12 protein-coding genes are annotated in these 15,083 nt (G+C 38.7%); 9 read left to right on the top strand and 3 right to left on the bottom strand.

The annotated features are described in order from the left end of the window. Positions 1 to 149: 149 nt before the first annotated feature. Together EYS08_RS12420 and EYS08_RS12415 are read left to right on the top strand one after the other, a co-directional pair. Positions 150 to 977, top strand: a complete 828-nt coding sequence (locus EYS08_RS12420) for a LamG domain-containing protein (RefSeq protein ID WP_131030339.1) — start codon at positions 150 to 152, stop codon at positions 975 to 977. A 92-nt stretch (positions 978 to 1,069) separates the two neighbouring features. Further along, positions 1,070 to 1,534, top strand: a complete 465-nt coding sequence (locus tag EYS08_RS12415) for a CAP domain-containing protein (protein ID WP_131030338.1) — start codon at positions 1,070 to 1,072, stop codon at positions 1,532 to 1,534. On the opposite strand, the gene EYS08_RS12410 is transcribed toward EYS08_RS12415, so the two are convergent. After that, positions 1,529 to 2,650 (bottom strand): glycoside hydrolase family 18 protein, encoded by a 1,122-nt coding sequence (locus EYS08_RS12410; RefSeq protein ID WP_131030337.1) that lies wholly within the window; start codon positions 2,648 to 2,650, stop codon positions 1,529 to 1,531. The two genes, EYS08_RS12415 and EYS08_RS12410, sit on opposite strands and share 6 nt — an antisense overlap. Before the next feature lie 14 nt (positions 2,651 to 2,664). After that, positions 2,665 to 3,528, bottom strand: a complete 864-nt coding sequence (locus EYS08_RS12405) for a transglutaminase-like domain-containing protein (RefSeq protein ID WP_131030336.1) — start codon at positions 3,526 to 3,528, stop codon at positions 2,665 to 2,667. Positions 3,529 to 3,572: 44 nt separating this feature from the next. Between EYS08_RS12405 and EYS08_RS12400 the strand changes: the two genes are divergently transcribed. The 4 genes from EYS08_RS12400 (at position 3,573) to EYS08_RS12385 (ending at position 7,474) form a co-directional block, all read left to right on the top strand. Further along, positions 3,573 to 4,355, top strand: a complete 783-nt coding sequence (locus tag EYS08_RS12400; RefSeq protein ID WP_131030335.1) for an O-methyltransferase — start codon at positions 3,573 to 3,575, stop codon at positions 4,353 to 4,355. 4 nt (positions 4,356 to 4,359) lie between these two features. Continuing rightward, positions 4,360 to 5,031, top strand: a complete 672-nt coding sequence (locus tag EYS08_RS12395) for a DUF1345 domain-containing protein (protein ID WP_131030334.1) — start codon at positions 4,360 to 4,362, stop codon at positions 5,029 to 5,031. 524 nt (positions 5,032 to 5,555) lie between these two features. Continuing rightward, positions 5,556 to 5,924: a BlaI/MecI/CopY family transcriptional regulator gene (locus tag EYS08_RS12390; RefSeq protein ID WP_131030333.1), complete on the top strand. Its 369-nt coding sequence runs from the start codon at positions 5,556 to 5,558 to the stop codon at positions 5,922 to 5,924. Next, the gene (locus EYS08_RS12385) at positions 5,921 to 7,474 is read left to right on the top strand and encodes an N-acetylmuramoyl-L-alanine amidase (protein ID WP_131030332.1); all 1,554 of its coding nucleotides are present in this window, start codon (positions 5,921 to 5,923) and stop codon (positions 7,472 to 7,474) included. The genes EYS08_RS12390 and EYS08_RS12385 overlap by 4 nt, the downstream gene beginning before the upstream one ends. A 509-nt stretch (positions 7,475 to 7,983) precedes the next feature. On the opposite strand, the gene EYS08_RS12380 is transcribed toward EYS08_RS12385, so the two are convergent. Further along, a complete protein-coding gene (locus EYS08_RS12380; RefSeq protein ID WP_131030331.1) occupies positions 7,984 to 9,114 on the bottom strand; it encodes a BamA/TamA family outer membrane protein in 1,131 nt (376 codons plus the stop codon). Positions 9,115 to 9,461: 347 nt separating this feature from the next. On the opposite strand from EYS08_RS12380, the gene EYS08_RS12375 reads away from it, so the two are divergent. From EYS08_RS12375 to EYS08_RS12365, 3 genes are all read left to right on the top strand, one after another. Next, entirely contained in the window at positions 9,462 to 10,442 is a 981-nt protein-coding gene (locus EYS08_RS12375; RefSeq protein WP_057931708.1) for a deoxyhypusine synthase family protein, read from the top strand. Positions 10,443 to 10,697: 255 nt separating this feature from the next. Further along, positions 10,698 to 11,993, top strand: a complete 1,296-nt coding sequence (locus EYS08_RS12370; protein WP_131030330.1) for a c-type cytochrome — start codon at positions 10,698 to 10,700, stop codon at positions 11,991 to 11,993. A 48-nt stretch (positions 11,994 to 12,041) separates the two neighbouring features. Next, complete coding sequence (locus EYS08_RS12365; protein ID WP_131030329.1) at positions 12,042 to 15,074, top strand: TAT-variant-translocated molybdopterin oxidoreductase; 3,033 nt, start codon at positions 12,042 to 12,044, stop codon at positions 15,072 to 15,074. Positions 15,075 to 15,083 lie beyond the last annotated feature (9 nt).

Raw genomic sequence — 15,083 nt, 5'->3', positions numbered from 1 at the left:
AACCAAATCTTATGAAAAAATACCAACCAACCTTGTCTTTCCTACAGTGGTCGCTGAAGTCTATTGTGTTTATTAGTTGTTGATTTACAGCTGATTGATTACGTTCTAATGCCTTACAATTAACCAAATATTTACCTAATTCAAAAAAAATGAGAAATGAAAAAATGAAATGGTGTATGTTATTTACATGCATGTTTGTGGCGCTTTTATCTTGTAAAAAAGAGAAAGAAGAAGTTAAACAAGAAAGCGGACAGGTTAAAGCCTGGGAAACATTAATAGATGGTAATTCGCTTGCCAACTATACTAATTTTGAGGCACAATGGAATTATAATTATCCCTGGGGTGCCGATCATAATGGTTCTGCCCGCATGGTAGGGAGTTCCTCAAATCATAACCAGCTTTCGTTAAGCGGAGGTGTCCTTACCATTAAAGCTACCCGCCTGGCCTCATCGCCAGGGAACAGTACCGCCAATGGTTTTACCAATATTGCTATTTGGTACAATTCAGGTGCTTGTTATGCTAAACAACAGGTTGTAATTAACGATCAGTTTCCCAGTTATACCATTTCGGGTGATTTTGCCGTGCCGACGAGTAGAGGAACCTGGCCCGCATTCTGGATTACAGGTGTAAATTCGTGGCCACCAGAAAGCGATATTATGGAGTTTAAAGGCAATAACACCAATTGGCAGAATACCTATGATGGTGGCTGGGAGAATAAACTTACAACAGTTTCTAATGCAGGCTCATACCATAATTACAAATGCTGGTACAATAAAGTAAGTGCAACAGATGTAGATTGCCATTATTATATTGATAACGTTTGGGTAGCCAAGCATACCATGAGTAATTCGGTAAATAAACCCATGTGGCTAATTATCAATATGCAAATGGAAGGCGATAGCGGCTCTCCAGGCCCCTCTGGCAATACTTTCTACACAGGTAAAAATGTTTATATGGGTAGAGAAAGAGCTTTTTAATTTATAAATAAAAAATAAACATTCACTTTCGGAGGTAGCTTTATAGTTGCCTCCTTTTATAGCATAAAATAAATGTGAAAAAATGCTTAAGCATGTTTGCCTGCATACTGCTCTGTATATTATTTGCACAATGTAAAAAGGATGAAGTGGCTGTGCCGGAGAATGATGTTAATTTGGTAATTGCTAAAATTAATCTCTTAAGGCAAACTGGGTGTAATTGTGGCACAGCATACATGCCCCCAGTATCTGCCCTATCATTAAATAACCAACTGCAAAAAGCCGCAATAACTCATGCCAAAGATATGGCACAGCGAAATTACTTCGATCATTTATCTCCTGAAGGCGGCACCCCTGCAGAGCGAGCATTAAATGCAGGTTATACGGGTGATTTTAGGGGAGAAAATTTAGCTAAAGGATATAGTCAGGCAGATCAGATAATTACAGCATGGAAAAATAGCGTGAGCCATTGTAAAGCCATGATGGATGCTAAAAGTAAAGAAGCGGGCATAGGGATGTCACGCAATTACTGGGTGGTAACCTTTGGTAATCCCTTATAATTCTTTTATCGTTTTATCAATTACATCCACTAATCCATTGCTATAAGCATCATCAGTAAGTTCCCAGAACATGATGCCATTTAATTTTTGATCAATTACATATTTGGTTTTTAATGAAATTGATTTAGGATCATCAAAAGTGGCAAAGTATTTTGTTTTAGGATTATAATAATAAGGTGCTTTGGCTGTCTCATCCCAGTAATAAGTATAGCCATTTTCTGCCGTGAACTGCTTCTTAAAATCCTTAAAAGAAACACCGCTTAAAAATTTGGTAGGCTGGTATAATCCCTGGTTGGCATCGATAGTGTTTTCAAAAATACGGGCGTAAAATGCTGCTCCTAATGCAATTTTTTGTGCGGGTACACCTAAATCTATTAAAGTTTTTACAGCGTAATCGCCTGATAAAGATTGTTGAGCGGTAGCATACAAGGGGGTATGGTGGCCGCTTTGTGTCGCATATCCGCCTACCAGATCGTAGCTCATAACATTAACCCGGTTTACCAAAGGCATTACCTTATCCCATTCGAAACAAGAATCGATGCAGTTTTTTGTGCCACCTGCAGCAAAGCTAATTTCGGCCTTTTCGCCTAGTTTTTGACGGAGCTCTTCAATCAGTAATGTGAAATTATGTTTATCGTCAGCCGTATATCTATGTCCAGGAAAACCAACTACTGCAGGGTATTCCCAATCAATGTCTATCCCGTCGGCATGAAAAAAATCGAGTATTTCTTTAGTGGTTTTGGCAAATGTTTTTCGTCCGTCAGCCCTGCTGAAAACTTCAGAACAATCTTTGCAGGCACTCCAGCCACCCATTGCAATCATCACCTTTAAATCGGGATTACGTTTCTTTAAGTCAACCATCTTTGTAATCAGTACAGAATCTTTAGCCGAGCTGATGTTTAAACTATCACCCTTCAAATGACCGAAACTATAAATCAAATGACTTAATTTTTCGATGGGAAAGCTATCTATAACTGAATTTTGTCCGGTGTAATAGGCAATAACGTTTGGTTTAACTGTTTTTTGAGCTTTTGATTGGATACTCAAAAATGATAAGTAGACGATGGCTGTAATGCAGAACAGTACAGCGGGGGCGATAAGCTTTCTTTTGTGCATGGGATCTAGGTAAACTATTTTTCGGCAATAATATCTTGAAGTTCGTTCAATTCGGCAACTTTATCGGTAGCTCCTGCATTTTCATAAGCCGATATCAGGTTTCTGATTACCCGGCGGATAATATCGGTATTGCTGCAAGGTCTATAATATTCGGGCAGGGCCTCTAAATTAAGCTGACGCAGAAACTGATCAACATCATGTTTGCCAAAGATATTACCACGGTTAAAAGCATTGATGTAGAAAAGCACACCATATTCTGTTCCCTCCTGTTTGCTATCGTCTATATAACCCAAAATAAAGTGCTGTGGCAAATTGATTCCATAAACAGGCAGATCTAACTTCTGTGCAAGGGTAGAGTAGATAATAGCCAGCGAAATCTGGTTGCCTTTTTTGCTTTCAAGAACCTGGTTTAAATATGAATTTTGTGGGTCGTGGTGGTTTTTGGTATTGCCACCAAAACCATATTGTTGATACAAAACGTGATTGATCAGTTTAACTTTTTCAACCGAACTCATTTCATACTGAAGGCCCAACCAGATATCTCTTTTAATTTCTTCCAGCTGGTTAATTACCTTTTGCTCATCTAAATCGGGGTATTGATACCGGTTAATAATTAATGCACCCTGCAATAAATCAAAAGCACCGCTTAAATACCATAAGTTTAAATCTTCTTTAACCGTTTTAAACTGGATCTGATGAACGATATTTTCAATTCGCTCCTGCAACAAGCCATCGAAAGACTGCTCCCAGGCATTTTCTAAAAAATGTACTACTTCGCCGCCATATTCAAGCAGTTTCTTTTCTACATGATGGAACACTTCCTCGTCAGGATCATCCAACAATTTTACTAAAGCACCTATCTCTGCGTTATTTTCCATAAAACATACCAACGTTTGCAGTGTTTAATTACTTTTGCAATATTATGCTATTTCAATTTATTACAGATTACCTTAAACACCGTTTAACAGCAAAAAGCCGACATGGAACGCACTCGCCATTCGTGTACAAGCTCGCTGATGATGTAATTTACGATTTTACCGACAAATCTGAATACAAAAATATAGAAGAACAACGAAAAAAACTTTTTAATGACGATTCGATAATCACTGTTACAGACCTTGGGGCTGGTTCTCACCTCAATAAAAACCGTACAAAGAAGGTGAGCCAGATTGCGAAGAATGCGTTGAAAAGTCCACGCTTGGCAAAACTAATTTATAGGTTGGCAAAAAATACAAATCCTAAAAGTGTTATAGAATTGGGTACTTGCCTTGGTATTACAACGGCTTATCTGGCCATAACAAATCCTGATACAGAAGTAATTACCATAGAAGGCTGTCCTCAAACGGCAGAGGTGGCGAAGAAAAATTTCGAGGCTCTAAATTTAAAGAATATCGAACTTCATGTGGGCAATTTTGATTTGATCTTACCCGATATTATTGCCAAACAGCCAAGTTTAGATTTCGTTTACATTGACGGTAACCACCGCAAGGATGCTACCCTGAATTATTTTAACTGGTGTTTGCCTAAAGTTAACGAGGATTCACTACTAATTTTTGACGATATTTATTGGAGTGAAGGCATGAAAGAAGCCTGGACAGAAATTAAAAACCATCCTGATGTTACCCTAACAGTAGATTTGTTCTGGATCGGCTTGGTTTACTTTAAAAAAGGACAGGCAAAAGAACACTTTAAGCTTAAATTTTAAGATAATGGAAATCGAACCGAAATTAGAAGGCATCCAAAAACGGTCAGCGTTGTTTATTTTGTTGATTAGTCTTTTTTTAGGAATTGCTTTTTATTTGGTTTCACTTTTTATTAAAATGAGTGTGCTTACACACATTATGCTGGGCTGGGATGCATTTTGTTTGATGCTGATTACCCTCCATTGGTATATGTTTTTTCATACTTCCGCTGCCGAAACACATCTTAAAGCGAAAATGCAGGATGAAACCCGTGGCGAAATTTTTGCCATTGTGGTGGTTTCTACCTTTGCTGGTCTGCTTGCCGTAATTTTGTTGCTGATTAATAAAGATATTGAGCCACTCGATTTGGTGGTAGCCATAACAGGTATGTTTTTATCATGGTTTTTGGTGCATACTACTTTTAGCATGCGCTATGCACATCTTTATTACGGAGATAATAAGAAAGGGCATTCAAATAAAAAAGGAGCAGGACTTGAATTTCCTGGAGATGATGAACCAGATTTTATTGATTTCGCCTATTTTTCTTTCGTACTCGGCATGACTTTCCAGGTTTCTGATGTAGAAATTTCAGATCGGAAGATCAGACGGCTTTCTCTTTTACACAGTTTAATCGCTTTTATCTTTAATACTGTAATTGTGGCATTAACCATTAATGCATTGGCAGGGTTAAGCAAATAGTGTCATCGTATCTCGATCCAATAGCTATCGGATGAAGCATCGCGAAGTGGAGAGATCTGTCACCCAAATTTTATGTCATCCTGAACGTAGTGAAGGATCCTTAAAATTCATCATTTTAGCAGGAGCGGTGCTTGCGGAAGGATTTATTCCTAACAATTACAACAGTTTTTTGGAAATGAGCAGTCCAGTTCTTTTGGCTGGCTTCAGTCCTGCTCTCCGTTCCTTCTGGTGAAGAACCGAAACCACTTCGATCAGGTTTAGATACCAAGGATAGATGCCTTTATGCTCCATGCTAGGGGCAAGCCATTCGGTCATAAACCTGACAGCAGCGAGCACCAAGTGTAACGGAGTAAAGCGGATGGCAGGGCTTCACTTGCCTAGAACCACAAGCCGTTCGTTTTCAAATTAAAATTTATAGTAATTTAATCGTCTGTAAATCAGTATTTTGATGTTTTAAACTGGTTTTTCAGTAATATAACTTGTTTTTTAGTTGTAAAACTGAAAAATAAGTTGTAAGTTTGGGTATGGAAGAATTAACCAAAGCAGAAGAGCGCATTATGCAGGTTTTATGGAAACTGCAAAAGGCATTTGTGAAAGATATTATCGATGAACTGGAAGAAGAACCTAAGCCACCTTACAATACCATTTCCTCAATTGTTAGGCTTTTGGAGAGGAAAGGCTATGTTAATTATAAGGCCTATGGAAAAACTTATGAATACTTTCCGGCGATTACAAAAGATGAATATGCTAAAACTACCTTTTCGAAATTGTTTTCAGGTTATTTTGATAATTCTCCAACCAGCCTTTTATCGTTTATGGTAAAAGAAGAAAAACTAAGTGAAAAGGATATAGAAGAAATTAAAAAAATCATTAACCAAGATCCAAAGTCATGATTTTAATTTACTTATTAAAGGTATCAGCCTGTACCGTAATTTTCTTTGCAGCCTATCAATTCTTACTGGCTAAACTTACGTTTTTCAACCTGAACCGTGCTTACTTATCAATGATGCTGGTGTTGAGTTTTAGTATTCCGGCAGTTACCATCGAAAACCGTCTGGAAGTAATGGTAGCCAGTCAGGAGATTCCGTCAAAAATAGCTTACAGCAACGATGGTTTTGTTGAGCAGGATTTTGTAGATGAAGGTAATGCTGCTAACACTAACATAAACTGGGATCAAGTACTCATGTATGGTTATTGCTTGGTTTTGGCAGCTCTTGTTTTTAGAATGCTTTTTATGATGATACGCATCCAGGCTCAGTTGCGTAAACATGCCATAGACAGAAACGGAGCCGTTATCCTGGTCGATGCGAAATCGACCATAAAAAATTGTTCTTTTTTTAACCAGATTATTGTCGACTCCTCTTTGCAACACGAAGAAAAGAACCTGGTAATTAAACACGAATACATTCATGTGAAACAGCTGCATGCTGTCGACAAACTTTTAGTCAATTTCGTTACTGCAATCCTTTGGTTTAACCCCATTATTTATTTCTGGCGGAATGCCATCGATCATAACCACGAATTTCTGGCCGACCGTGAAACTTCTAAAGTTGCAGATAAGAAGGTTTATGCTTCTTTACTTTTAAATCTGGCTATGCCAGCTAAAAATTTAGCCATTAATAGTTTTAGTAAACTTCCACTAAAAAATAGAATCATGATGTTGTATAAAGAACCAAACGCAAAGCTGCAAAAGCTTGCCTATTTAGCCATTGTTCCGGTTTTAATGATCTGCTGTATGGCATTTATAAACCGCAAAGAAATTATTGTTGAGAAAACGTCAGTAGGGAACCAGGCTTCTGCGGATGTGCCGACAAAGCCAAATGTTTATGCTATGAACTATTTAAACAGCAATATTAAGGTTAATCCGAATACTGCTTTTAATGAAGTAGAACCTACATTAGTTATTGATGCCGGCCATGGCGGAAAAGATGGAGCTGTAAGTGCCCTGGATGGACAAAAGGAAAAAGACCTGAACTTAAGGGCGGTAAAAATCCTTAAAGAAGAAGCCGCAAAAAGAGGGATTAAAGTAATATTAACAAGAAATTCTGACCAGTTTATTTCACTTCGCGATCGTTTACCAAAACAGGAGGCTACGGCTTTTATTTCCATCCATCATAATGCAACACTCGCAAATGCAGCTGTACCTTTCGGTGGCATTGAAATTTATGTTTCGAAACTGAACAGCAATATTAAGATATCGGAGGATCTCGGAGCCGGAATTTTAAGCAAGTTAAAACAGCAAAATGGGTTGGAAGTAAGAGATTCTTTGAAAAATGGCAATCTGTTACTGCTTCGCGAATCTAAAGTACCTGCTATTTTGATCGAGCTTGGGAATATTTCAGACCGTAAGACGCTTGACTATATCAATCAGGAAAAAAATATCCGAAGAATCAGTAATTTGATTTTAGATGGATTTGTAGCTTTTTCGAAACGTGGTTGTTAATTAATTATAGTTATGGAATGGTTAACCTATCTGCTTAAAGTTAGCACCTGTAAGGTGTAATCATTGCGAGGCACGAAGCAATCTTAATGCGCACGCTGGTAGCGATCGTTGTAAGATTGCTTCGTCGGCAGAAAAGCCTTCTCGCAATGACGATGCCTTGCAGCCTACAATTCATTAAAAATCTTCTGGCCATTTATATTGGCTTTTATAAAACAAATTATCCCTCAGGATGATACATTGAAGAAGATGATTAGTAAAACACGCTGGTTTTCCATGGTAAAAAATTAGATAGATTCTTCACTGCGTTCAGAATGACAAACCTTGCTGGATGATGATTGGCAAAGTATTCTCCGTGCTTTCTGTGTTTCCGTGGCAATAATCTTATCTGTGTTGATCTGTATGAATCTGTGGTTAAAAATCCTTCGACTACGCTCAGGATGGCAAAGCGAGTAGATCAACTAACAAACAGAATGATAATCCAAAGCCTCCTACAATCCCTTTCCCTACCTCTAAAACGCTTCTGCTAAACTGATATAAAACCCAGCCTGTCTTTTTTCGTTTGGTAGTTTTTCGCCTATACCATAATCTACCCGAACACTCAAACCTTTTGCCGGATCGAAAAAGTAGCGGCCACCAACACCAAAGTTTGGTTTTAGTCCATCTCCGTTAAACTGACCGTTTGCGAATACTTTACCAGTGCCGGCAAAAGCGACAATGCCAAAACGGTTCATAAAACGGTAACGGATTTCGGCCTGAGCGGCCATCAGGTTTTCGTCGCGGTAGCGGCCACTGTAGTAACCGCGCATCATCTGGTCGTTGCCTAACTGTTGTAATAAGTAAAATGGGGTGCTTTTGCTCTGGATGGTATAAAAAATACCCTGTACTCCTAAAACTACTTTTGGTGCCAGACTAAAGAAACCACGGAGATCTAGCTTAATCTGTGAGCCATTAAAACTTTCTCCGCCAAAAAAATCAGGTGCATATTGATAAGTCGCCCTACCAAAAAAGCCTTTTGTTGGATAATTATTGCTGTTCCGTGTATCGTAACTTTGCGATGCACCGATCCAGGCTACCGAGCCACCCTCTTTATCCAAAATCTGTGGATTGGTGGTGAAAATCCCCCCAGTTTCCTTGTCGATAAAATGGTAATTCTCAAAACCTAGCGAAATACCCGTATAGGCCTTTGGTAAGGTGTTCATTTCCGCATCGAAAAGTGTTCTAAAAATCCTCTGGTCTAATTTATCCTCATCAACCCTTTTAGCATTGTTACCAATGCCATAAAAATTAAATGGCTGGTTTTTGAAACGGATATCACCGATAAAATGGTATTTATTCCCTTTCGTCCAGGCATCGCCTTTAAGCATAAAATTAGCTGTCTTTTTGGTAGAATAGGTTGTGTTCAAGGCGAAGTTGGAACTGCGGTTCAGCGTGTCTTTACGGTCTATGTAAAATGAATAAATGGCTCCAACGCCAAATTCAAACCCTGTTTCCTGACTATAGCCAAAAGCTGGTAAAGGTAAAAAGCTTGCTTTACGGGTAGTATCTTTTTCGTTTGAGAGCATCTTTTTGATCAGTTTCATCTGTCCAAACGAACTTCCTGAAATGAGCGCAAGTAAAATAATTAGATAATATTTTTTCATTGTCACAAAGAAAAGGAAATTTAGTTATAGTTCATTCGTTCATTGGTCATTTGTTCATTGGTACTGCAAAGTGCCAATTATTGGTTAATAGGTTAATTGTTTAAAACGGTTAACTGGTCACGGATATCTTGTAATGAATGTTACTTCAAGTGCTTTTCAAAAAAAAATCCTTCGACTACGCTCAGGATGACAATCGCGAGGGAAATGCGCTTTATGATTTTAATCGACTTTAGACTGAAAACAATGGACCTGGGACTAATTTAACGCTAAACGCCATGCCCCAAGCGTAAAACGCTTTTACCTTTCGGCCTAAATACCTATTTTTGCGGCAAACAATACAAAACGAAATGAGCAATACAAGAGGACCAATATCTCAGTTTATGGAGCGTAATTACCTCCATTTTAATGCTGCGGCAATGATGGATGCGGCTAAAGGATACGAAACGCATTTAGATGAAGGTGGTAAAATGATGATCACACTTGCTGGTGCAATGAGTACTGCAGAATTGGGAATTTCACTTGCAGAAATGATCCGCCAGGATAAAGTGGCTATTATTTCTTGTACCGGTGCAAACCTTGAAGAAGATATTATGAACCTGGTAGCACATTCACATTATAAACGTGTACCAAACTATCGCGATTTAAGTCCGCAGGATGAATGGGACCTTTTAGAGAACCATTACAACCGTGTTACCGATACCTGTATCCCTGAAGAAGAGGCTTTTCGCCGTTTGCAGAAACACATCCAAAAAATCTGGATGGATGCCGAAGCTGCAGGTGAGCGTTATTTTCCGCATGAATTTATGTATAAAATGCTTTTAAGTGGCGATTTAGAACAATACTATGAAATAGATCCTAAAAACTCATGGATGCTTGCTGCGGCTGAAAAGAATTTGCCAATTGTGGTTCCGGGATGGGAAGATTCTACCATGGGAAACATTTTTGCATCGTATGTAATGAAAAAAGAACTTACCGCAACTACTGTAAAAGGCGGTATTGAATACATGGGCTGGTTGGCCGACTGGTATATTGCAAACAGTGGTGGTAAAGGAATCGGCTTCTTCCAGATTGGTGGTGGTATTGCCGGCGATTTCCCGATCTGTGTGGTGCCAATGCTTTATCAGGATATGGAAATGGAAAATATTCCTTTCTGGAGTTATTTCTGCCAGATTTCAGATTCGACCACTTCATATGGCTCATATTCTGGTGCTGTGCCGAACGAAAAGATTACCTGGGGTAAATTAGATATTCATACTCCTAAGTTTATTGTAGAAAGTGATGCAACAATTGTTGCACCGTTAATGTTTGCCTGGATATTAAAACAATAATCATTAAAAATAAATAAACCAAATTGGTTTCTAGTATGCCCATTGGAGATAACATATCAAAAATGGGCATTTTTATTGCCTGAATGGCTTGAAACGACATTTGTTTAGAATGATTATAAATTGTATTTCCAGTCACTATTATGTCATGGGATTTATTAATAAGTTATACTTTTGTTCAAGTTTTGGTGGGGCTACCCCTAGTTCAGCATCAATTTCACAACAAAAAGTAAATTAAATAAGTATAAAGTGTTCATTATGAGAGATATCTCGATGATTTTAAAAAGCGTTTGGAAGTCGTTATTCGTATTTTCAGCAATTTCCGTAATAGCGGTTTCTACCGTAAATGCGCAGGATGCTAAAGAAGGAAGAACGCTTTTCAAAGCAAAATGTTCTTCGTGCCACGCGTTAGATGCTAAATTGGTTGGTCCAGCCTTAACCGGTGTAAGCGATCGCCATTCAGAAGAATTCCTTTTAAAGTGGATTCCTAATTCTCAAGGGATGGTCGCATCTGGAAATCCAGAGGCTGTTAAATTATTCAATGACAATGGAAAAGTACCAATGACTTCTTTTCCTGAATTGGATGAAACAAAAGTTAAAGACATCTTACAATACATTAAAGAAGGTGAGCCAAAACCAGCTGGTGATGCTGCTCTTTCAGCTGCTCCAAAAGATGATACCACTTCAGGCTTATCAATTGTAGGTATCATAGCTATTGTTGTATTGGCGATTGTTATCCTGGTAATTTTAGGTCGTGCTTCTAAATTGTTAGAGCGCCTGATTTTACAAAAACAAGGTATCGAGATTGAAGAAGAAGTGCCATTAAAGGTTGGTGTACGCAAGATGTTCAAAAACAAGAAATTTGTAATGTTCTTTATCTTGTGTTTAATCATCTGTTTAGGTTCATTCGGTTGGATGGGCATGTGGAACACTGGTGTTCATACCGGTTACCAGCCAGTTCAGCCAATTAAATTCTCTCACGAGTTGCACGCTGGTATCAATCAGATCGATTGTCAGTATTGTCATAATGGAGCATTTAAATCTAAAAATGCAACTATTCCATCATTAAACGTTTGTATGAACTGCCATAAAGCTGTTCAGGCAAGAGATAAATATGATGGTGAGATTTCTCCTGAGATCAAAAAAATCTATAATGCTTTGGGTTACGATCCTGAAACTCAGAAGTACGATGAAAGTAAATCAAAACCAATGGAGTGGGTGCGTGTACACAACCTTCCTGATTTTGCTTACTTCAATCACTCTCAACACGTTGTTGTTGCAGAAGATGCAATCCGCAAAGCAAAAGGATTACAGCCAACAGAACCTGTGTGTTTCGCTTGTCACGGTCCGGTTAATACCATGGAAGAAATTTACCAATATTCTCCATTAACCATGAAATGGTGTATTAACTGCCATAAGGAAACAGATATTTCTGGTCAGAAAAATAATGCTTTCTACGCTAAGGTTATCGAAGCGCACGAGAAGATTAAAAAAGGCGAGAAAATTACACCAGCGTTATTGGGTGGTTTAGAGTGTGGTAAATGCCACTATTAATAGATAGAGTTTAGTAAGAACGTTCGAATAAACAGTAATATAGCTTAAATGGAAAGCAACAAAAAATACTGGAAAGGCTTAGAGGAGTATAACAATACACCCGATTTTGTTAAGAATAACAAAAACGAATTCGCCGAGCCACTTCCAATAGAAGATGTTTTAAATGAAGCAGGGTTAAGTACCGTTACCCCACGCCGCGACTTTTTAAAGGCGTTAGGGTTTGGTTTAGGTGCAGTAACTTTGGCAGCCTGTCAAACTGCCCCTGTTCATAAATCTATTCCTTACCTGGTAAAACCTGAAGAGGTTACTCCAGGTATTCCTAACTATTATACTTCGAGCTTTAATGGCCAGAGTATTTTAGTTAAAACAAGAGAGGGACGCCCGATTAAAATTGAACCAAATCCGAATGCGGGTCAATTTAACTGCGGTACAGATGCGAGAGCGCAAGCTTCGGTTTTAGATTTATATGATGTATCTAAACTAAAAGCACCAGCTTTAGTAAAAGACGGAAAAGTTGAAGAAACTACCTGGGCAAAAATCGACAGCTTTGTAAAAGGCGAGTTGGCAAAAGCACAGGCGGGTGGAAAGAAAATCCGTATTGTATCATCAACCGTAAACAGCCCATCAACTAATGCGGTTATTGCACAGTTTATTGCAAAATATCCTGCTGCTAAATTGGTTCAGTACGATGCGGTTTCTTATACTGGTATTATCCAGGCTAACCAAAACAGTTTCGGTAAAGCAGTTTTACCTAAATACAACTTTGATAAGGCCGATTTAATTGTAAGTTTCAGTGCCGATTTCTTAGGTACCTGGATTAGCGGAGAAGAGTTTACTGCTCAGTATACTGCTAACCGTAACTACAAATCGTTAGAAAATAAAAAAATGAGCCGCCACATTCAGTTCGAAAGTGGAATGAGCTTAACAGGTACCAATGCAGATACCCGTGTGCCGGTTAAATTATCGGAAGAAGGACCTGCTTTAATTGCTTTATATAATGCAATTACCGGTAGTGCTTTACCAGGCGGAACGTTAGGTAACAACACCACTGCCGATAAAGTAATTAAATTGGTAGCTAAAGAATTGGTACAGGCTAAAGGTAAAGGCCTTGTAGTTTGCGGTTCGAACGATGTTTCTACCCAGATTTTAGTAAATGCCATTAACGCCGCTATCGGAAGTTATGGTACTACTATCGATTTAGATAACCCTTGTTATTTATATGCAGGTAACGATGCCGAATTTAATGGCTTAGTGGCTGAAATGAACCGTGGCGAAGTTGGTGCTGTTTTATTTTTAAACAGTAATCCAGTTTACGATGCTGCAAATGCAAAAGCATTTACTGATGCATTGGTTAAGGTTCCTGCTAAAATTTCATTCTCTGATCGTGCTGATGAAACTGCAAGCGCTTGTGATGCTATTGCAATTAACCATAACTATTTAGAATCTTGGGGTGACGCAAACGCTTACGAAGGATATTATTCTATCGTTCAGCCAACGATCAACCCTGTTTTCAATAGCCGCCAGGCTGAAGAGAGTTTATTAACCTGGGCCGATGCTCCTGTTAAAGATTACTATCAGTTTGTACGCAGCAACTGGGAAGCTAAAATGTTACCAGCTGTTGGTTTGAAATGGGAGGAAGTTTTAGAAAAAGGAGTGGTTACTGCAACAGCCAAAAGTGCGGGAGCGTATTCATTCACACAGTCTTTAGCACAAGTTGCTACTTCAATTGCGAATAGCAGCAAAGCTTTAGCTAAAGAGGTAGAATTACAGGTTTACGAAAGCATCCCAATGCGCGATGGTAAAAATGCAAACAACGCATTCTTACAAGAGTTACCTGATCCGGTTTCTAAAGTAACCTGGGATAATTATGTTGCACTTGCACCAAAATTTGCTGAGAAATTAAAGGTTAAAGAATTTGATGTTGTAACGGTTAAAGCCAGCAACGGATATTCAGTAGATCTTCCGGTATTAATCCAGCCAGGGCAAGCACAAGGAACTGCATCAATCGCATTAGGTTATGGCCGTACCAAAACTGGTAAAGCTGGTAACGATGTGGGTAAAAATGCTTTCCCTTTTGTTTCTTTTGTAAATGGAACTTTCCAATATGCTAGTTCGGTAACCATTACTCCAACAGGCGGTTATTACGAATTGGCTCAAACACAAACTCACCACTCTTTCGAGGGCCGTGCAGTGATTAAAGAAGCTACTTTTAAAGAGTACTTAAAAAATCCTGGGGCTGGTAACGAAAAAGGCGAGCATAAAGATTACGATCTTTGGGATCAATGGGAAAAACCAGGTAACAACTGGGTAATGGCAATCGATTTGAATGCTTGTACGGGTTGTGGTTCTTGTATTGTTGCTTGTAACGTAGAAAACAATATTCCTGTTGTAGGCCGTGATGAGGTTCGCCGTCGTCGTGAAATGCACTGGATCCGTATCGATCGTTATTATAGCTATGAAACTAAAGACGGGGATGTAACCAGAGAGAAAGAAATTGCTAAGTTAGAAGACTTAGATCACGTTTCTGTGGTTCACCAACCAATGTTGTGCCAACACTGTGATCATGCACCTTGCGAAACAGTTTGTCCGGTTTTGGCAACTGTACACTCAAGTGATGGTTTAAATCACATGGCTTATAACCGTTGCGTAGGTACACGTTATTGTGCAAATAACTGTCCGTATAAAGTACGTCGTTTCAACTGGTTTAACTACTGGAACGATTCACGTTTCGATAACTATTTAAATAACGAGTTTACCCAATTAGTTTTAAACCCTGATGTAACTACACGTTCGAGAGGGGTAATGGAAAAATGCTCTATGTGTATTCAACGTATACAAGGTGGCAAATTACAAGCTAAACTGGAGAAACGTCCATTAAAAGATGGCGATATTAAAATGGCTTGTCAGGAAGCTTGTTCAGCAAATGCGATTGTATTTGGTGATGCAAACGATCCAAATTCAGAGGTTTCAAAAGCATTACGTTCTGAGCGTATCTACTACGTATTAGAAGAGATCAATGTGAAACCGGGTATCGGCTACATGACAAAAATTAGAAATACAGATACAACAGTACAAGCGTAAGCTTTAGTA

Source organism: Pedobacter kyonggii, assembly GCF_004310665.1.
Lineage (GTDB): Bacteria > Bacteroidota > Bacteroidia > Sphingobacteriales > Sphingobacteriaceae > Pedobacter > Pedobacter kyonggii.
The sequence above is the reverse complement of the archived record's forward strand: the minus strand, read 5'-3'. Positions and strand labels throughout refer to the sequence as shown.